At 40.3% G+C, this 19,284-nt stretch carries 16 protein-coding genes; 11 read left to right on the forward strand and 5 right to left on the reverse strand.

Annotation, left to right across the window (positions count from 1 at the left end; translation table 11 throughout):
* The first annotated feature begins 64 nt into the window (after window positions 1-64).
* The 8 genes from IHV09_RS15265 (at window position 65) to IHV09_RS15300 (ending at window position 10,380) form a co-directional block, all read left to right on the forward strand.
* Entirely contained in the window at window positions 65-1,063 is a 999-nt protein-coding gene (locus tag IHV09_RS15265; protein WP_197191872.1) for a cation diffusion facilitator family transporter, read from the forward strand.
* A gap of 134 nt (window positions 1,064-1,197) precedes the next feature.
* Window positions 1,198-2,955 carry an ABC transporter ATP-binding protein gene (locus IHV09_RS15270; RefSeq protein WP_197264890.1) on the forward strand — a complete coding sequence of 586 codons (1,758 nt, stop codon included), beginning with the start codon at window positions 1,198-1,200 and terminating at the stop codon, window positions 2,953-2,955.
* Entirely contained in the window at window positions 2,921-4,720 is a 1,800-nt protein-coding gene (locus tag IHV09_RS15275; protein ID WP_197264891.1) for an ABC transporter ATP-binding protein, read from the forward strand. The genes IHV09_RS15270 and IHV09_RS15275 overlap by 35 nt, the downstream gene beginning before the upstream one ends.
* 118 nt (window positions 4,721-4,838) lie before the next feature.
* Window positions 4,839-6,107 (forward strand): ATP-binding protein, encoded by a 1,269-nt coding sequence (locus IHV09_RS15280; RefSeq protein ID WP_197191869.1) that lies wholly within the window; start codon window positions 4,839-4,841, stop codon window positions 6,105-6,107.
* 43 nt (window positions 6,108-6,150) lie between these two features.
* The gene (locus tag IHV09_RS15285; protein WP_186320649.1) at window positions 6,151-6,321 is read left to right on the forward strand and encodes a hypothetical protein; all 171 of its coding nucleotides are present in this window, start codon (window positions 6,151-6,153) and stop codon (window positions 6,319-6,321) included.
* 278 nt (window positions 6,322-6,599) lie between these two features.
* The gene (locus tag IHV09_RS15290; RefSeq protein WP_197264892.1) at window positions 6,600-8,096 is read left to right on the forward strand and encodes a phytoene desaturase family protein; all 1,497 of its coding nucleotides are present in this window, start codon (window positions 6,600-6,602) and stop codon (window positions 8,094-8,096) included.
* On the forward strand, window positions 8,093-9,532 hold the full coding sequence (locus tag IHV09_RS15295) for a phytoene desaturase family protein (RefSeq protein ID WP_197132550.1): 1,440 nt from the start codon (window positions 8,093-8,095) through the stop codon (window positions 9,530-9,532). Before IHV09_RS15290 ends, IHV09_RS15295 begins: the two co-directional genes overlap by 4 nt.
* Before the next feature lie 5 nt (window positions 9,533-9,537).
* Window positions 9,538-10,380: a phytoene/squalene synthase family protein gene (locus tag IHV09_RS15300; RefSeq protein ID WP_197264893.1), complete on the forward strand. Its 843-nt coding sequence runs from the start codon at window positions 9,538-9,540 to the stop codon at window positions 10,378-10,380.
* A 398-nt stretch (window positions 10,381-10,778) separates the two neighbouring features.
* Here the strand turns inward: IHV09_RS15300 and IHV09_RS15305 are convergent, their stop codons facing one another.
* The 5 genes from IHV09_RS15305 to IHV09_RS15325 all read right to left on the reverse strand — a co-directional run bounded on the left by IHV09_RS15305 (window position 10,779) and on the right by IHV09_RS15325 (window position 16,348).
* Window positions 10,779-11,282, reverse strand: a complete 504-nt coding sequence (locus tag IHV09_RS15305) for a GNAT family N-acetyltransferase (protein ID WP_197264894.1) — start codon at window positions 11,280-11,282, stop codon at window positions 10,779-10,781.
* Window positions 11,283-11,392: 110 nt separating this feature from the next.
* Window positions 11,393-12,892 carry a phytoene desaturase family protein gene (locus IHV09_RS15310; RefSeq protein WP_197264895.1) on the reverse strand — a complete coding sequence of 500 codons (1,500 nt, stop codon included), beginning with the start codon at window positions 12,890-12,892 and terminating at the stop codon, window positions 11,393-11,395.
* Window positions 12,889-13,998 (reverse strand): glycosyltransferase, encoded by a 1,110-nt coding sequence (locus IHV09_RS15315; RefSeq protein ID WP_370568984.1) that lies wholly within the window; start codon window positions 13,996-13,998, stop codon window positions 12,889-12,891. The genes IHV09_RS15310 and IHV09_RS15315 overlap by 4 nt, the downstream gene beginning before the upstream one ends.
* Window positions 13,999-14,000: 2 nt before the next feature.
* Window positions 14,001-14,840, reverse strand: coding sequence for a carotenoid biosynthesis protein (locus IHV09_RS15320; RefSeq protein WP_197264896.1), 840 nt, complete (start codon window positions 14,838-14,840; stop codon window positions 14,001-14,003).
* A gap of 2 nt (window positions 14,841-14,842) precedes the next feature.
* The gene (locus IHV09_RS15325) at window positions 14,843-16,348 is read right to left on the reverse strand and encodes a phytoene desaturase family protein (protein WP_197264897.1); all 1,506 of its coding nucleotides are present in this window, start codon (window positions 16,346-16,348) and stop codon (window positions 14,843-14,845) included.
* Window positions 16,349-16,607: 259 nt separating this feature from the next.
* On the opposite strand from IHV09_RS15325, the gene IHV09_RS15330 reads away from it, so the two are divergent.
* Genes IHV09_RS15330 through fni form a run of 3 tightly spaced genes read left to right on the forward strand, consistent with a single transcriptional unit; the run spans window position 16,608 to window position 19,260 of the window.
* Window positions 16,608-17,711 carry a glycosyltransferase gene (locus tag IHV09_RS15330; protein WP_197264898.1) on the forward strand — a complete coding sequence of 368 codons (1,104 nt, stop codon included), beginning with the start codon at window positions 16,608-16,610 and terminating at the stop codon, window positions 17,709-17,711.
* The gene (locus IHV09_RS15335; RefSeq protein WP_197132571.1) at window positions 17,712-18,257 is read left to right on the forward strand and encodes a glycosyl-4,4'-diaponeurosporenoate acyltransferase; all 546 of its coding nucleotides are present in this window, start codon (window positions 17,712-17,714) and stop codon (window positions 18,255-18,257) included.
* Window positions 18,217-19,260: a type 2 isopentenyl-diphosphate Delta-isomerase gene (gene fni / locus IHV09_RS15340; protein ID WP_370568986.1), complete on the forward strand. Its 1,044-nt coding sequence runs from the start codon at window positions 18,217-18,219 to the stop codon at window positions 19,258-19,260. Before IHV09_RS15335 ends, fni begins: the two co-directional genes overlap by 41 nt.
* The last annotated feature ends 24 nt before the right edge of the window (window positions 19,261-19,284 follow it).

Raw genomic sequence — 19,284 nt, forward strand, 5'->3', positions numbered from 1 at the left:
GGATAAATGAAATACCTGACTATTTTTTTATGTTAAAAAACAAAACAAGAGTGGAGGCAGACCTTTGATTGAACTACTTAAAAAAGGAAATAAGTCGTCTGGCATTGCCGCATTAGGAAACACAGTACTTGCTATTGCTAAAGGAATTGCTGCCGCAGTCAGCGGAAGTGGTGCTATGTTTGCGACAACTCTGCACTCGGCTGCAGATGCATTAAACCAGGCATTTGTATTTTTCGGAAGTGCTCTTTCTGAAAAAGAACCGACTAAACGATTTCCAGCAGGGTTTGGCCGTGTTGTGAATTTGTTCGTACTGGTAGCTGTTATCGTAGTTTCGATCATGGCGTACGAAACGATATTAAAAGGGTGGAAACTCATACAGGATCCACAATCTTCAACGAATCTATTATTAAATATATCTATCATGATACTAGCGATCTTAGTTGATGGCTTTATCCTCATAAAGGCGATGAAGGAGATTGTTCACGAGACAAGAAGTGATGCAAAAGGATTCGGGATCGTAAAGGAGTCTTTTAAGAATGTTGCTTTAGCTGCACCACCTACACGCTTAGTCTTTTACGAAGACTTAATCGCGACTTCTGGTGCTTTGTTAGCCCTTATATCTATCGTATTAGCCGACCTAACCGGAGCGTACATATTAGATGGTATCGGTACGTTATTGATCGGAATCCTTTTGGTCGTTGTAGCATTTAAGTTAGGAATTGAAAACACACGAGGGCTGATTGGAGTCGCAGCACCAAAAGTAGTTGAAGATCGAATTGCGAATGTGATTCTTTCAGACCAAGATGTCGTGGACATAAAAGAGCTAAGAATCCTACAAGAAGGTAGAAGGTATCACGTAGAAAGCTATATTGAATTAAAGGAAGGATTTACTTTGGCTGATGCTGATGATATTAAGTATCGGGTGAGAGATAAGCTTTTAGAAGATACCGACATTGGTGATGTTACAATGGGGATCTTAGAAACTGACCATGTAAAAACATGGCCAAAGAAAGCAGAAATTGAAGTGAACGGAAAAGAAGATAAGGTGGAGAAGACTCGCTAAGCATATTGGCGGGTTTTTCATTTAGAAAAAAACTGGATAAGAAGTCGAAATAGTTAAATATTTTTAAGAAAAAGGATAATATAATGATAGATGGTTAAGTTTGTTAAACATCGGTAATGTTCGGGGGATAAATTATGTGGAAAGTATTTTCGTATTTAAAAGCGTACCGTGTCGCGATAGGTGTTGCTCTTTTTTTAACGTTAACTGAACTTGGAGTTGAACTTCTGCAGCCGTTAATTATGGCGAAAATTATTGATGATGGTATCTTAAAAAGTGATTTAAGCGTTGTTAAGTATTGGGGAGCTGTCATGTTTGGGCTTGCTCTAGTCGCATTTGCAGCCGGTATTGCGAATTCGTTCTTCTCAGCACATGTTAGTCAGAACTATGGTTTTGATATTAGACGGCGTGTTTTTGAGAAGGTGCAGTCTTTTTCTTTTGTGAATTTCAATAAGTTCCCTGCCTCGTCGTTAATAACACGAATGACAAATGATGTGACGCAGCTTCAGAATACAGTATTTATGAGTTTGCGGATCATGCTTAGAGCACCTTTGTTACTAGCAGGTGGCGTGATCATGTCTTTAATCGTGAACTGGAAACTGGCTCTAGTGCTAGTTGTTTTATTACCGTTCTTGTTATTTTTCTTAAAATGGGTTCTCCAGACTGCGGGCAGTATGTTTAGGGATGTTCAAGACAAGCTAGATGGCGTGAATCGTGTGATGCGTGAAAATCTGATGGGAATGCGTCTGATTAAAGCCTTTTTACGAAGAGATTTCGAGAAAAATCGCTTTGAACAAGCGAGCGGAGAATTGAAGGAAAAGACAGTCTCATCTCTTCGCTTAATTGAGGTATCAATTCCTGTCTTATTGTTTGTCATGAATATTGGGATTTTGTTCATCCTTTGGTTCGGCAGCAGACAGGTGAGTATGGGGTCAATTGAGGTAGGAGAAGTGGTAGCGATCGTAAACTACTCATTCCGTATTTCCTCTGTACTGACGATTATATCGTTTATTATTATGGCTTTCTCCCGTGCAAAAGCATCTGCACAGCGAATTGGAGAAGTCCTAGATACAGAGATAGACCTCGTTGAATCTCAAGATACAGATCACTCTCTGAAGATAGGTAACGGATTAGTCGAATTTAAGAATGTTTCTTTCCACTATCCAGAAAGCGATATACCTGTTCTTCGAAATCTCACTTTTTCTGTAAATTCAGGACAGACGTTAGCGATTCTTGGTTCAACAGGTTCTGGTAAGACTTCACTCTTTCAACTCGTACCTAGGCTTTATGATGTAACAGAAGGTGAAGTACTTGTTGATGGGATAAATGTAAAGAACTATCCGATTGAAACGCTTCGAAAAGCAATCGGTGTTGTCCCACAAGAAGCCGTTCTTTTTACTGGGTCCATCTCAGAGAATATTGGATGGGGAAAAGAGGGAGCTACTTCTGATGAAGTTGTATCAGCGGCAGTCGATGCACAAATTCATGAGACTGTAGAAAAATTGCCGAATCAGTATGATACCCGAGTGGGGCAGCGCGGTGTCAACCTCTCTGGTGGACAGAAACAGCGTTTGTCTATTGCAAGAGCACTACTTCGCAAACCTAAGATACTTATGCTGGATGATAGTACGAGTGCATTGGATTTGAAAACGGAAGCAAAGCTGTTAAGAGCGCTAAAAACGTATTCTTGCACAACGTTTATTATTACGCAAAAAATCAGTACTGCGATGGAAGCGGATCATATTCTGCTCTTAGACGATGGAGCAGTTGAGGCATGGGGAACACATACCGAATTGATGAATACCTCACCATTGTATGTAAAAATCGTTCAATCACAGTTTGGGGAGGAGGACTTTCAGCATGTCAAAGGATTCAAACAGACCTCATCCACATAATCATTTTTTTGGAAAAAAAGTAAAACCTAAAAATTGGGCAAGTACGATCAAACGGATCGGAAGTTATTTTTCTGATCAAAAATTCCTTCTGAGTCTAGTGTTGCTCATGGTCATCATAAGCTCGGCTTTAAGCTTACTCGGTCCTTTTTTGATCGGGATGGCTATAGATTCGTATATCGTAAAAGAAAATATAGATGGATTAAACAAACTTTTATTCGGTCTTATCTTTGTATTTGTAGGTCAATCTCTTTCGACTTGGCTGCAAAACTATTGGATGATCGGCATCGCACAAGATACCGTATTAAGAATGAGAAACGATCTGTTTAACCAGTTTCACCGATTATCGATTTCCTTTTTTGATAAACGGCAACATGGTGAACTGATGAGCCGGGTGACGAATGATATAGAAAATGTCAGCTCCACGTTGAACAGTTCATTTATTCAAGTATTCTCAAGCATACTCACCCTTGTTGGAACAGTCGGTGTCATGATCTATTTAAGTCCCATACTAACGCTGATCTCTTTATCTATCGTTCCACTCATGTTCTTTGGTCTAAAGTGGATTACAAAAAGAACAGGTGCGCGGTTTAAAGAGCAACAAAGAAATCTGGGTGAGATCAATGGATATATCGAAGAGATCACTTCTGGTCAGCGTATCGTAAAATCCTTTTCGCAGGAAAAAAGAGTGATGGAAGAATTTATGGTTAAGAATGAGCGGTTGAAAGAGTCTGGTTATTGGGCGCAGACCTTCTCCGGTTTTATACCGAAATTGATGAACGTGCTCAACAATGGAAGCTTTGCATTAATTGCTGGAATCGGTGGCATGCTTGCTCTAGAGGGAAAAGTTTCAATCGGTGTAATCGTTATATTTGTTGAGTATTCGAGACAATTTACGAGACCACTCAATGATTTAGCCAACCAATTTAATACGTTACTATCTGCGGTTGCTGGAGCAGAGAGAGTCTTTGAAATCCTTGATGAATCCCAAGAAGAGAAGGATGAAACCGGGGCTGCTGAACTGCCTTCTGTAAAAGGAAAAGTAGAATTTAAAGATGTTTCGTTCTCTTATGAAAAGGATGAAAAAACCGTGAGTGGATTGAGTTTTTCTGTGAAAGAGGGGGAGACGGTTGCCTTGGTCGGTCCGACTGGTGCAGGAAAAACTACCATCGTAAATCTGCTTTCTAGGTTTTATGAAAGCGATAGTGGTCAGATCTTAATCGATGGACATGACATTAAAAAAGTGAAAAGAAGCTCGCTCCGTAGTCATATGGGGTTTGTTCTTCAAGATTCTTTTTTGTTTGAGGGAACAATCCTTGAGAATATTCGGTATGGACGGTTGAATGCGACGGATGAAGAAGTAGTAAATGCTGCAAAACTAGCGAATGCTCATTCTTTCGTTCAGAAGCTGCCTAAAGGATATCAAACGATACTGAACCAAGAAGGCAGCGGCATTAGCCAGGGACAAAAGCAGCTTTTATCTATCGCAAGAGCGATATTGGCAGATCCGTCTTTACTGATTTTAGATGAAGCGACTAGCTCCATTGATACGATTACTGAGATGAAGATACAAGAAGCTCTGCAACGTCTTATGCAGGGTAGAACGAGCTTTGTGATCGCACATCGATTGAACACGATTCAACAGGCTGATCAAATTTTAGTCCTTCACGATGGTGGTATCCTAGAAAAAGGGACACACGGAGAGCTGCTAAAAAACAAGAAATTCTATTATTCTCTTTATCACAGTCAATTAAAACAAGATGCATGATAAGTGAATATGATTGGTGAATGAGACTTTAGTCATAACAAAAGGGCGATTCTTGAAGGAATTGCCCTTTTTTTGTCGTATTGATAAAACATAAGACACTCGGACTAAGGAGTATAGAATGATTGTTGAGAAGCTGCTTTTACATGTTTTAATTGTTCTTGCGCCCGTATTGAGCTATAGCTTTTTGTTCGAACATCGGAAAATAGGCAGGTCACCATATTTCTTAGGCTTATTATATGGTTCGGCCGCATCGCTTTGTATGTATTTTGCCTATTATGATTCTTCACTGTACTGGGATCTAAGGTATGTTCCAGTCGTCCTGTCTATTTTTTATGGTGGTCCGATTTCTGGAATAATAACGATAGCTGCTCTTATGCTGACTAGAACAGCTATGGGTGGCGAAACCCTGTTCTTAGCGTATATCGTAGCAGTAATTGCTTGCTCAGTCCCTTTTTTCATCTATAAATACTTCTGGAAATCCACCCCGAAGAAGAGGGTTCATCTCTCAATAATAATAGGGTCATGGCCAGCGCTTGTTCAGTTGATCATCCTGTTGATCTATCTGTCTTTTAATCAGGATTTTTTAGTGTTTGATCAAAAATTAGTACTATACATAGGTGTGTTTGGCACCATTCAGATCTTAGCAGTTGTTTTCGCAGCTGTTCTTAATGAATCTGTCATTGAAAGAAACTTGATGAAAGATGAGATCCGTCGTTCTGAGAAGCAGCATACGCTTGGAGAGCTCGCAGCATCCATCGCACATGAAGTTCGTAATCCACTAACTGTTGTAAAAGGGTTTCTTCAGTTGATGGAAGGTGAAGACGAGAGACATAAGCATTACTATCCACTCATCCTTAGTGAACTAGGAAGAGCTGAAAATATTATTAGCGATTACTTGAATTTTGCAAAACCTGAATTTAAAAAGATTGAGACATTCCCTCTTCCCTTATTAGTAATGGAATTAAGCATTCTATTAAACCCTTATGCGTTAAAGGAAGGAATTTCGCTCACACACACTATTGAATCAGACGCTGTCATAACTACGGACCGCAATCAGTTAAAACAAGCACTTATAAATATTTTGAAAAATGCTGTAGAGGCAACACCGAAAGAAGGACGCGTGACTATAAAATTAATAGAAGAGGATGATAGCGTAAAGATTATTGTGAGGGATACAGGTAAAGGAATGACGAAAGAACAGCTTGCACGGGTGGGTTCACTTTTCTTTTCCACGAAAGAGCAAGGAACCGGTTTAGGAACGATGGTATCTACGCGAATCATTGAATCAATGGGTGGAAGAGTAGATTATACGAGTAAGTTGGGAAAAGGGACGAAAGTTAGTGTTACACTGCCTCTTACTCACCTTCTTAGTAGAGAAACGGTTTAAAAACCGTAAAAAGGGGGAAAATGCTGAGAAGAGGTGAAGCAGCATGGATAACTTTATGTCTGAACTCTTTAAGTTTTTTGGAGGCTTCTTAAATGTCAGCTTATTGTTAGTTGTCATTATTGTTATATTAATCGTGCGCCAAGCTAGAAAGAAAAAACCAAAAAATGAAGAAGAAGACTATCTTAATCACAAAGAAAAACATTCAAAAGAATGATGTTCAGAAAGCCTGTAGAAGCTACAGGCTTTTTTGGTAATTTGTCATATTTTATGTTTTATGTTTAAAGTTTATTTTATTTAAACTTTTGGGAAGGTTTTCTATTTCTTACGTCGAAGTTACATACACATCATATGTGAAGAAGCACACATCAACGAAACTTTTTTGAGTGTGCTTTTTTATATCTTTTAAATTTGCCAATCATAGAACACGCATCGTATAATTTTTGTATAATATTTTGTATAAAGTTTGTAAAAGTAGAAGGTAGGTATGTATGTATGAAATCTGTAGCTGTAATTGGTGCGGGTCCTGGTGGTCTAACAGCGGGCATGCTATTAGCCAGTAAGGGATATCAAGTGACAGTATACGAAAAACAACCGTTTATCGGCGGGCGTACTTCTGCTTTTCATCAAGATGGTTATACGTTTGATCGGGGTCCGACCTTTTTAAATATGCCTCACATCTTGGAAGAAATGTTTCAGCTTGCGGATCGACGCTTAGAAGATTATATCGAGTTAAAAAAACTTGAACCAATGTATCAACTAAAATTTAAAGATGCAACGATTGATTCAACAACAGACCAATCCGAGATGTATAAGAATATTGAGACAGTCTTTCCTGGAAACGGCGAAGGATATAGACGTTTTATGAAGAAAGAAAAAGAAAAATTTGAAGCGCTCATGCCCATTCTACAAAATAAGCATGACTCTCTGTTGGATTATTTGCAGTTTAAGTTTATTAAAGCACTGCCAAAGTTAACGATAACCGATTCATTGCACGATCAGCTCTCAACGTATTTCTCTGATGAAAGGCTGCGACTTGCGTTTACGTTCCAAGCAAAATACTTAGGGATGTCTCCATGGGAATGTCCTGGTGCGTTTACGATTCTTTCTTATATGGAACATGCTTACGGGGTGTACCATCCTGTAGGTGGTGTTAACAAAATTACAGAAGCAATGGTTAAAGTAATTAAAGAATATGGTGGTGAAGTAGTAACTTCATCAGGAGTAAAAGAACTTATTATCGAAAAAGGAAAAGTGAAGGGCCTTCAACTGGATTCAGGCGAAAAGGTATTTGCGGATGAAGTAGTGATTAATGCGGACTTCGCTCATGCGATGGAAAAGTTGATGCCTAAAGGATCTACTAAAAAGTATACGAGCGATAAATTGCTGAAGAAGAGCTATTCTTGTTCTGCTTTTATGCTATACGTGGGTGTGGATAAGAAATACGACCTTCCGCATCATACGATCGTTTTTTCTGAAGATTATCGTAAGAATGTTGAAGAGATTACGAAGAAGAAGATTTTGTCTCAAGACCCTTCTATCTATATTCATAATCCTTCTGTAACTGATCCGACCCTTGCACCTGAAGGAAAGTCTGCTCTTTACATCTTAGCTCCTGTTCCTAACAATTTTAGTTTGATCGACTGGGAACATCATAAGCATGCTTTTAAAAAGCTTGTTCTAGAGCAGCTTCAAGAACGGACGGATTTTAAAGACTTGGAACAGCATATCGAAACAGAATATATGTTTACACCGCTTGATTGGGAAAACGAACTCTCTGTATACAAAGGTGCAACGTTTAACCTTGGGCATCAATTAACCCAGATGATGTACTTTAGACCACATAATAAGCAAAAAGAGATTGAAGGGTTGTGGCTCGTAGGCGGAGGTACCCATCCAGGAAGCGGCCTTCCTACGATTATGGAATCTGCCCGTATCACAACTACGATGATGGCAGAGAAACATAGCTCGATGGAGGTTCGATCCGTATGAATGCTGGAATTGTTGGCGGAGGTATAGGTGGCTTAATTACAGCACTCTACTTAAGAAAACAAGGTAAAGAGGTTACAATCTACGAGAAAAGTTCCAGACTTGGCGGCAGGCTGAACTTTTTTGAAAAAGAAGGATACAAAATTGATAGCGGACCTACAATCGTGCTGCTTCCTGAAATGATCTATGAAATTTTAAGTGAGGTTGGCATTGAGCGCGATGAGCTAGAGCTGATCTTATGCAGTCCAATGTATAAGCTGAATTATCCAGACGGATCTCATTTTTATAAAACGAGTGACCTGCCTGGACAGTTGAACGAGATCACGAGAATGTTTCCAGGTGAAGAGCAAGGATTCTTACGGTACGTTACGGATATGTACGAGCGTTTTCACCAGGGGAAAACAGCATTCTTAGATCGTTCTTTCGTAAACCGAAGGGATTTCTGGACACCGAAAAATCTGCACACACTTACAAAACTAAAAGCTTATCAATCTGTAAAAAGATTAGCAGAAGCATATTTCAGCCATCCTAGAATGCAGGAAGCTTTTTCGTTTCAAACCTTATATATCGGAGGTTCACCCGAAAACTCCCCAGCCATGTATTCGCTAGTGCCATTTAGTGAACATGCTCATGGGATCTGGTATGTAAAAGGTGGGTATGGAAGTGTTGTAGACTTGCTGCAAAGAAAGTTAGTCGAGCAAGGGGTGGAGATTCGATTGAGTACCCCAGTAGAAGCATTATCGTTACAAGGCAATTTCTGTAACGGGGTGGTGACAGAAGAAGGCACTCACCTGCATGACATGGTCATTTATAATGGTGACTTTCCTGGTATTCACCATCTCATTCCAGGACCAAAGCCGGTCAAGAAAAACTACGAATCTTCTTCTGGCTGTTTCCTTTTATATCTTGGTCTAGACAGAATGTTTGATGAGGCGGATGTTCATCAGTTCTTTATGACTGATCACTTCGATGAACATATGCGAGAAGTGTTTTTACAAAAGAAGTTGCCTCAGGATCCAGCTATTTATACGTTCTATCCTTCAAAAATAGATCAGACACTCGCACCAGAAGGGAAAAGCGTTTTGTACGTACTTGTTCCAGTTCCATCAGGAGACACAGTAGATTGGGAGTCTGAAAAACAAGCTTATGCTGATTTTATTATTGATTCTTTGGAAAAAAGAGGATATCCAGGTCTGAAGCAGTCTATCGTGTGGAGCGAAATCCGCACACCTAATGATGCACTCACTGATGGGTTGTACCAAGGTGGCAGTTTTGGTATCGCGCCGACTCTCAAACAATCTGGCGTCTTCCGGCCTCAGATCAAACCTCTTCCATACGAAAATCTGTACGCGGTCGGTGCATCCATCCATCCAGGTGGTGGCGTTCCCATCGTTATGCAGAGTGCAAAACATCTAGCCAAATATCTTGAAAGGGCGTGAAACAGTTGGTAACGGTTCAGGAATCTTATTCTTATTGTGAAAGTATCATTAAAGTTCATTCTAAAACCTTTTATAAAGCATTTTCATTTTTACCGGAAGACAAGCGACGTGCCGTTTGGGCCGTGTACTCATTTTGCAGAACGGTAGATGACATTGTAGATGAGGGAGATAGCCCAAAGGAAGAGCTAGCTGTCTTTAAGGCAGAGTTCAACCAGTTTCTTAACGGCGTGATTCCTGCAGCCGAGCCAATGTGGATCGCACTGCAGGATGTTTTTCAAAACTTTGAGATGGATCATCAAGCCTTTTTAGATATGATTAAAGGTCAGGAAATGGATCTATATAAGACCCATTATGATACGGTGGAAGAGCTAGAATACTACTCGTATCATGTTGCTAGTACAGTTGGCTTGATGTTGTTGCCGATATTAGCTCCTGAACAAAAAGATCTGCTTCGCGAAGGAGCGATTTCACTAGGCATCGGTATGCAGTTTACGAATGTACTGCGGGATATCGCAGAAGACTTAGATCGTGACAGAGTATATGTTCCAGCGAAAGTGATGACTGAACACAGCTATACAGAAGAAGATCTGAAAAAGGAAATCGTTGATGATCGCTTTATTGCGGCATGGGAGAGTATAGCGATTCGTGCGGAAGTCTTTTATGCAAAATTTAATGAAACACTAGAACACTATCCGATCGAATCAAGAATGCCTGTGCAGCTAGCAGCGATCTATTATCGCGAGATTCTAAACAAGGTTCGTAAGCAGAATTATAAAGTGTTTAGCGGAAGAGTGTTTGTATCAAGTGCTGAAAAAGGGGATCTGTTGAAGCAGATTGCTGTGAAATAACCTTTATACTTGTAAAAGAGCTGATAAACAGGTCGTTGCCTGTTGTCAGCTCTTTTTAAATTTTATTTTGATCTTAGCTTCTGTTTCAGTTGCAACAGGTTTCTCGGTAGAGGTGCTTCAGGTTTCTCAGCAAAGGGGTATAAAGCTATGTGTTCGGAGTCGAATAATGTCGACTTGCCGATATATGTGCAAAACTCGCCGTATTCTGGCCGAATCTCGCTGTATTCATTCAGTTATTTCAAGAATTATAGCTGAAATTTACTGAATATAAGTGTGGTATACCCCTACTGGTATAACTTCAAAGGATATGCGAGTGCAACAACAGTACACATTTCATGAATCAAAGTGACGAAGACAGATTAATTCTTAAACATACTCTCTTAAAACTTATAAAATCACTATAAAAACAACACCATGTGTTCTTCGTCGTGAAACTGACCATCTACTTTAAGTGCTTTTTCTTCATATCCGTATGATTTGAATCCAAGTGATGTATAAAGGTTTTTTGCTTTTTCATTTTTTGCTTCTACCGTTAAGTTCAGTTTTTCAAGCACTGGTATGGTTTTTGCGTGTTCGATAACTGCTTTCATGAGGGAGCGGCCTACGCCAGCTTTTCTGTTCTCAGCGCTCACATACATGGCATAAATGTTGCCGCGGTGCTGCATCTTTAACACTTTTTCTTGTACTAAAGTAACGTTGCCGATCAGGTTCCCTTCATTAAACATACCGAACGTATAACTGCCTTCTTCTTGTAATCTGCTCGCTACTTCTTTGATAGGCTCTTTTCTTTGGATTGCTTCTTCATAACTCGAAGCAAACGCTTCGGGGTTTGATTTCAATGCCTCTAGTCGAAGCTCCCAATATGCTTTTGCGTCATCAGGTTTTAAGAGTCGGACTTCCATATGATATCCCCCAATATTTTTAAAAATTAGTGTACCACAAAATGGAAGTAATATGAAAGATGAATTTAAAAACGAGCAAACGCCTAGGGTGTTTGCTCGTTTTTATTGATTTATGATAATTGTTTGGGGACTGACCCCTTTAGTCCCTTCAGCAGTTCGCGGGCGACGTTGCGCCCGCTCATGATGACCATTGGGGAGCCGCCACCAGGATGGGTTGTACCTCCAGCGAAATACAAATTGCTGATGTCTTTAGAGCGGTTAGAAGGGCGTAAAAACGTGTTCTTACGTTCATTCGCTGAAATACCATATAATGCCCCTTTAAAAGCTCCAAATTTAGCTTGTATGTCGTGAGGGGTTATCATCTTCTCATGCATGATATGCGGCCTTAAATGTAGACCGAACGACTCTAGACGGTCGTATACTAAATGTTTGTATTGCTCATACGCATCAAGACTTTTAGAAGCAGCAGCTTTTATAGGCGGTGCGTTAACTAATATAAAAAGGTTATCTCCTTCAGGTGAGACGGATGAATCGGTTACAGAAGAATTTGAAATATAGATGGTTGGATCATCGGGATAATCTCCGTTGAATAACGTTTCGAATTCTCGTTTGTAATCGCTCGAGAAATACACTTGATGATGCAACAGATTATCTAAACGTTTGTTTAGTCCTACTAAAAGAACAAACGCAGAAATCGAAGGAGAGTAGCTCTCGACCTTTTTATTTTTCATAGAAGGTCTGTAGCGTTCTTCTACGAGCTTAGGATACGCTTCGAGCAGATCTCCGTTCATTACGACAGCATCGAACGTAACTTCTTCTCCGTTTGAAAGGATCAGAGATTTTGCTTCAGCATCCATAACGCTTATTTTTGTAACTTCTACCCCTGCATGTAAATGAACCCCAAGCTTTTTTGCTAGGCGGACCATACTTTCAGCAATCTTCACGTTGCCGCCTTTTACGTAAAAAACGCCTTGAACCATCTCTAGATAAGCGATCAAAGAGAATGTAGCAGGTGCCTGAAAGGGGGATGAACCTATGTAAGTGGCATACCGGTTAAAGGTTTGCAGCAATAGCGGATGCTTAAAATATTTACGATGAAAGCTGTCCATAGATTGCAGTGGCCGCACTTTTGTAAAAGCATTAAAAAGTGAGGGTGAAAGATAGTCTTTCATACTCGTAAAAGTCCTAGGGAAAAACTCTTTCTCTGCTAGATGATACAAACGAGTCACTTCTGCAAGGTAATCTGAATATCGCTGTGCCGCATAGGGATCAAGTTCTTTTAATTGATTCATTACATGATCTACATCGGTCGACATCTCAAAAATTTCCCCGTGGCTGCTAATATTTCGAGTATGCGTATCTAATTTGATCCATTCAAAATAGTTTCTAGGATCCTCATCAGCATCCAGAAACACTTCGTCAAATATTTGAGGCATCGTGATGGTGTTCGGTCCGAAATCAAACGTGTGAGTACCTAAACCTACCGGCATCAGCTTCCCGCCAAAATGCTCGTTTTTTTCATATACATGAACCTCACAACCGTTACTAGCAAGAGAGATACTTGCAGATAATCCGCCAAGGCCGCCTCCGACAATTGCGATTTTTCTCATTGATAAGAACGTCCTTTCCATTCGTAGCCTTGCTTTTTCAGTGCTTTCCACATCGATGCATTCACAAGCACGACCAAACCGATTGCAGATAACGGCATAGTGAAGGCAAGGTAAGCTTTTTGTCCCGTGAAGAGGTCGACATAAGCTTTTTGGATGACCGTGATCAAATAAGGAAGCAGCCATAAAAATTGCACAGTGAGTATGCCGTATATGAAGAAAAACAAAGGTGCTATGTAAAATACGGTGTAAAAAACAGATAAAAAAATTACAAGAAAGATGGAACGACCTAATCCAGGAAACAGGTTTTTTGTAAAGCCGTTCCATACTTCTTTATTACTGTGATACATGAAACACGATACATATTTCGTTACGTTCGCGAGTACAACTTCATGACGCCCTCGCTTCATAGCTTTAGCCAAATCCACATCATCAACTAAAGAGTTTTTTATGCTAGCATGACCACCAATCGCGTGGTAATCCTTACTCTTAAACAACATGAACGCACCATGTGCAGCTGTTGCGGGTGGCCATTTTGTAAAGTTCGCAAAAAGAAGCGGAAGATGAAAAAGGATAACAAAATGCTGTAGAGGAACAATCAGCTTCTCAAAAAACAAAGTTACAGGAAACTTTGGAAATCCAGACAATAGACTAGCTTTCCGCTTTTTTAATAGTGTCAGTGAAGTCTCGATCGTATGAGGATGGAGGCGAACGTCCGCATCGATAAACAAAAGGTAATCACCTGTGGCACTTTGACTAAGCTGGTGACAGGCATGAACTTTACCAGCCCAACCGGCAGGAAGTTTCTTTCCTTGTAGAACGGTAAAACGGTTGTCGTTATCAATGTGCTCCAACAGCAAGTTATAGGTTTCATCATCTGAATGATCATCCAATATGGTAAAAGATATAGGATGATGAGTCAGTCCTTTTAAAGTGCTAACAAGACCAGCTACGTTATTCTCTTCATTACGCATCGGTACAAAAACAGCAACCCTCTCTGAATGAGTAGCCCGTAAAGAGGGCTTTTTTAGAGAGGGTAAAAAGAGACTATTTAATAGGGTTGCCGCTAAAAAGAGAATGGCAGCTGCAATAAATAAGAGAACCATCATTATCACCTTTTCCCCGGGCTATAAGCTATACTGCGATTTAGAGAAAGTGGTTTATTGTTAATGCGATATAAACTCAACAAGATGATACTAGCGAGAGTCACACCGATTGAAGCTAGATACAGCTCTGATGTTAATCCTAGTACCACAAACATGCTCGTGACCATTAAAAACACAGCGACCGTACGAGAATGCCAATAAGGATGCGGAATGGTTGCTGTTTTTTTTGTAATGTTCAATCCTGTAACTAAAACGATATGAAAGAAGCTAGCCAAAAGAAACCAGCCAACAAAATTCTGCAACGGTATTCCGTAATACATCCCTGAGCCATCCCAGAACCAGTAACCTTTAACAAGGTAAGCGACAGGATCGATAATCCCATCCATGACAACAGCGATCAGACCACCTGTAACGACATAGAGTGGAAGTTTTATCGCTGTTTGACCTTTATATGGATTAACGATTCCACCAGCGATCGCGTGTGAGACAGCGATAATCATCACCCACGCGAATCCGATGGCAACAGGAACACCCAACCATTGTAAACCGAGCTGATCGCTATAATTATAGTGGCCGAAAATCAGGCCGGTTTTAACGCCGATACTTTCAGCTACGATACTTCCAAACAGAACAAATAATGTAAAAACAGCGCCAAAGTTACCGTAAGTTCGATAAAAGTAAAATCCTCCAAGAACACCGCATGCGATTAGAAACACGCTGTTTGCCCACTCCAGAGAAGGAGGAAGAATATCAAAAACAAGAAGTATTAATCCTACGCTGTACCAAAAGATAAAGAACCGAAAAAGTACTTTATCGATGGTGCCATGCTGCTGTGCTGGTTGCAATATTACCCGATCTCCTTTGAAACATTTTTTAAATCTTCCCCTATTAAATCAGCTGTCAGCTGTCCAGATAGTGTTACCATTGGAACGCCTCCGCCAGGGTGTGTAGAACCGCCTACAAAATATAGATTTGTAAACTGATTGCTTCTGCTCGGAATCTTAAATCCGCCGTTCATCTTACGGTCTGTTCGAATGCCGTAGATAGATCCTCCGTTCGGTCCGTACAGTTCTTTTAAAGTGTCAGGTGTAAACGTGTATTCCCACTCCACGTGCTGCCGTAAGTCTTTAGCTCCCATGCGCTCAAGTTTGTTCAAGACAAGCTCACGGTAGCTTTCAAGGTTGCTTTCCCACGTTTCGCCTTCTTTAAGAGGTGGTACATGCGTTAGGACGAACCAGTTATCTTTACCTTCAGGTGCTTGAGTTGGATCGGTTTTTGATGAAATCCCCACATAAACGGTTGGGTCGTCTGCAAGAATACCAGTGTTAAAGATTTGATCGAATTCCCTTTCCCCACTTTGAGAGAAGAAGAAATTGTGATGCGCAAACTCATCGTACTTCTTATCAACTCCAAGCAATAAGACGAGACCAGAAACAGTAGGTTCGTATTTACTTAGATCTTCTGCTGCTTTTTTAGCTTGCGGATGATTTGAGAGAAGTGACTTGTATGCTGGTATCGCTTCTAAGTTAGAAACAACAATATCTGCATACATCTCTTCGCCGTTCTCAAGCTTTACTCCTTTAGCCGTAGTGCCTTCTGTTAAGATACCTACTACTTTTTGATTCGTTCGAACATCAACGTTATATTCGTTTAAAACACTTAAGATCGATTCAGCAATTTTGTACATTCCGCCTTCCACATAATAAATACCAAGGCCTAGCTGAACGTGTATCAACTGAGAAAGAACAGCTGGTGCCTGATAAGGGGAGGAACCGATATACATGATGAAGAAATTAAATAGTTGTTGAAGGTGTTTGTCTTTAATGAACTTTTTCGTTGCTTGGTCCATTGATTTTACAGGATCCATCGCAAGAAGCTCTTTAAAGCTGTGAAGAGTGCGCAGATCGTTTAATCCAGTTAAACTTTTCTTATAAAAACTCTTCATGCTAAGTTCGTACATTTGGCTGCAATAATCCAGATATTTAAAGAACGAAGCAGCATCTTGCGGATTTACTTTACTGATTTCTTTCAGCATCTCTGGCAGGTCGCTCGTCACATCAATAACCGTGCCATCTTCAAAGAACGTTCTCCACTGTGGCTCGATACGCTGAATGTTTATGTAATCGTGGATGTTCTTTCCAGCAGATTCAAATAGCTGTTCAAGCACCCATGGCATGGTTAAGATGGAAGGCCCTGTATCAAAGGTATAGCCTTTTCCAGAACGCTGATTCAATTTGCCGCCAATACGTTCATTTTTTTCGAGTACAGTTACCTCGTGTCCATCAGCTGCTAATCGAAGAGCTGCTGATAGTCCTCCAAGTCCGCCGCCTACAACTAACACTTTTTTCTTCATCAAAATCCTCCTCGGTATTGGGAATGAAAGGTTAAGGTTGTTTCTTAGCTGTTGCTGTACGACTGTTCCTCTGTATTGTATAGTTTATGTACAACCATTGTAAAATTATTGAACGCTTTTTCAACATATTCAGAAAGTCATTCTTTATTTTCAGTTCTTGACTGAATATAAAAACTCCTCTTTTTTTAAGAATTGTTTGAAAAAAGAATACAAAGCCCAAGCTGTAACTACAACTTATTTTCTAAAGGAGACAGTCGACATGCTTTCTACCATTTTGTATCTATCAATCATGTGGCTTTGTGGATGGTTCATGCTATGGAATATTCGCACTCTAAGTGATAAAACTCCTTATGAACCACACTCTGTTTCAGTTATTATTCCCGCAAGGAATGAGGAAGCAAACTTAAAAAATTTATTGCCGACGTTGAGTAACCAAAGTATGAAACTTCATGAAGTAATTGTTGTTAACGATGATTCTGATGATCGAACAGAAGAAGTCGCTCGGGAATTCGGTGTAACTGTTGTGAAACCAGAGCGTCTTCCGATCGGTTGGCTTGGAAAACCATGGGCATGCTGGAATGGAGCAAAATATGCAACAGGTTCTCTATTGTTATTTTTAGATGCAGATTTAGAAATTGAGAGAGACGGAATTGAACGCTTATGTGGTGAATGGGAAAGAAACAGGGGATTGATCAGTGTCCAGCCTTTTCATCAGATGAAGAGTGCACGAGAAAAATTATCTTCTCTATTTAACATTATCGTAATGGCGGCCATGCAATGCTTTACACTATTTCGTAAAAAACCTGCTGGTGCGTTTGGTCCGTGCTTAATGATCGATAGAAAAACCTATACAGAGATTGGTGGCCATGAAGGGATTAAGCACCAAGTTCTTGAACATATGGAAATGGGAAGGGTGGCTATGAATCAAGATGTAAACGTTACTTGTTTCTCAGGATACAAGGCGGTTTATTTCAGAATGTATTCAGAAGGTCTAACAGCATTATTTTTCGGATGGTGTAAAAGTTTTGCACTTGGTTCAGCCAAAACGCCTCTCCTGCCCTTAGTGCTGACAGTAGCATGGATAACAGGCGGAATAAGTCTAGCCATTCAGCTTCCTTTCTTGTTGGTTCAAGAAATCAACGAAGTTTTGATGTGGGGAATCTTCTATCTGCTTTTTGCGATTCAGATTAAGACCTTAATGAAGAAAATAGGAACGAATTCAATACTTTCAGCTCTATCACACCCGTTTCACTTCTTGTTTTTTTCTTTAGTGTACATCTGGTCTTTTATTTTGAGTATGATCAAAAAAGAAGTAAAGTGGAAAGGTAGAGAAATCTCGGTTTCTGAAAAAGGAGATGCGTAAATGCTGATTGAACTTTCTCCGTTTTGGACGGTAACGATCAATATTCTTGCCTGGCTCATCTTTCATTTAACTGTAGCTTATATCATTCATCGAATTCCTTTTTCTTCCTTCACGAAAGAGAGTAGATGGGATACGGCTTTTGGCTGGGAAAACAGTGGAGGATGGTATGAAAAAATAGGAATACGCAAATGGAAAACGATACTGCCTGATGGTGGAGATTTTTATCGGGGAGGTTTCGCGAAGAAAACACTAGAGGGGGATTCCCTAGAGTATCTAGCCCGTTTTTTAGCAGAAACACGTCGTGCAGAACTAACGCATTGGCTTTCCATGCCACCAGCTTTGTTATTTTTCTTATGGAACCCTGTTTGGATCGGCAACATCATGATTCTGTATGCCGTTCTGTTCAATCTTCCTTTTATATTTATCCAGAGATATAACAGGTTCAGGCTGATTCGAATCCTGAACCTTAAGAACAAAACGCTTGAACGAAAGAGGAGGAAAGTTGTTGGATATTTCGAAGGACCTTACGGAAAAGCGGAAAACTGAACATATTAGAATTAGCTTGAATGAAGATGTGGAAGGTAAGAACATTACGACAGGGCTTGAAAGCTATCGGTTCGTACCCAACGCACTGCCTGAATTATCATTCGATGAAATTACGCTTTCAACTACATTTTTAAATAAATCGATGCGGACGCCTTTTTTGATTTCTTCCATGACTGGTGGAACAGATACCGCCTATCAAATCAATCAACATTTAGCTATGGCTGCCGAAGAAAAGGGATGGGCGATCGGCCTCGGTTCAATGAGAGCAGCGGTAGAGAACGAGGATCTTGCCTATACGTTTCAGATTCGAAAGTATGCTCCTAATATTCCGATTATCGCGAACATCGGAGCGGTTCAGCTGAATTATGACTTTGGGGCAGTTCAATGTAAAAAAGCGGTGGAGATGGCTGAAGCAGATATGCTTGTACTGCACTTAAACACGTTACAGGAAGTGTTTCAGCCAGAAGGAGATACGAATTTCTCGAAATTGCTTTCTAAAATTGAAGAAATCGCAAATTCTCTTCATGTGCCGGTCGGTGTGAAAGAAGTAGGAATGGGTATCGATGATAAAACGGCAGATCGCCTTACATCCGCTGGTATTCAGTTCATTGATGTAGCTGGAGCAGGTGGAACGTCATGGATACAAGTAGAAAGTTATCGTTCAAACGACAGCATTCGAAAAGAAGCTGCTGAAGCTTTTCTAGATTGGGGACTGCCGACTGCTGAAAGTATTCTTGCTGTGAGAAAGAACAATTTTGATATTCCCTTGATCGCAAGTGGAGGACTAAAAAACGGTGTTGATGCTGCAAAAACGATTGCTCTAGGTGCTAATCTTGCTGGTTTTGGAAGGCTGCTACTGCCATCAGCTGTAGAAAATGATGTTGAAGCGTTGCTCATACAGATGGAACGAATCGAATTTGAGATGCGTGCGGCTATGTTTGGTATAGGTGCTAGTCGTATAGAAGAACTTGCACATTCAGATCGACTCATAAAGAAAATTTAAAAAAGCGCTCCTGAGTAGTCAGGA

The organism is Fictibacillus sp. 23RED33 (assembly GCF_015903925.1).
GTDB classification, from domain to species: domain Bacteria; phylum Bacillota; class Bacilli; order Bacillales; family Fictibacillaceae; genus Fictibacillus; species Fictibacillus phosphorivorans.

Coding starts and splice junctions, on each gene's coding strand:
- IHV09_RS15270 (WP_197264890.1), top strand. CDS start 1,198: ATGTGGAAAGTATTTTCGTATTTAAAAGCGTACCGTGTCGCGATAGGT.
- IHV09_RS15275 (WP_197264891.1), top strand. CDS start 2,921: ATGTCAAAGGATTCAAACAGACCTCATCCACATAATCATTTTTTTGGA.
- IHV09_RS15280 (WP_197191869.1), top strand. CDS start 4,839: ATGATTGTTGAGAAGCTGCTTTTACATGTTTTAATTGTTCTTGCGCCC.
- IHV09_RS15285 (WP_186320649.1), top strand. CDS start 6,151: ATGGATAACTTTATGTCTGAACTCTTTAAGTTTTTTGGAGGCTTCTTA.
- IHV09_RS15290 (WP_197264892.1), top strand. CDS start 6,600: ATGAAATCTGTAGCTGTAATTGGTGCGGGTCCTGGTGGTCTAACAGCG.
- IHV09_RS15295 (WP_197132550.1), top strand. CDS start 8,093: ATGAATGCTGGAATTGTTGGCGGAGGTATAGGTGGCTTAATTACAGCA.
- IHV09_RS15305 (WP_197264894.1), bottom strand. CDS start 11,282: ATGGAAGTCCGACTCTTAAAACCTGATGACGCAAAAGCATATTGGGAG.
- IHV09_RS15310 (WP_197264895.1), bottom strand. CDS start 12,892: ATGAGAAAAATCGCAATTGTCGGAGGCGGCCTTGGCGGATTATCTGCA.
- IHV09_RS15315 (WP_370568984.1), bottom strand. CDS start 13,998: ATGATGGTTCTCTTATTTATTGCAGCTGCCATTCTCTTTTTAGCGGCA.
- IHV09_RS15325 (WP_197264897.1), bottom strand. CDS start 16,348: ATGAAGAAAAAAGTGTTAGTTGTAGGCGGCGGACTTGGAGGACTATCA.
- IHV09_RS15330 (WP_197264898.1), top strand. CDS start 16,608: ATGCTTTCTACCATTTTGTATCTATCAATCATGTGGCTTTGTGGATGG.
- IHV09_RS15335 (WP_197132571.1), top strand. CDS start 17,712: ATGCTGATTGAACTTTCTCCGTTTTGGACGGTAACGATCAATATTCTT.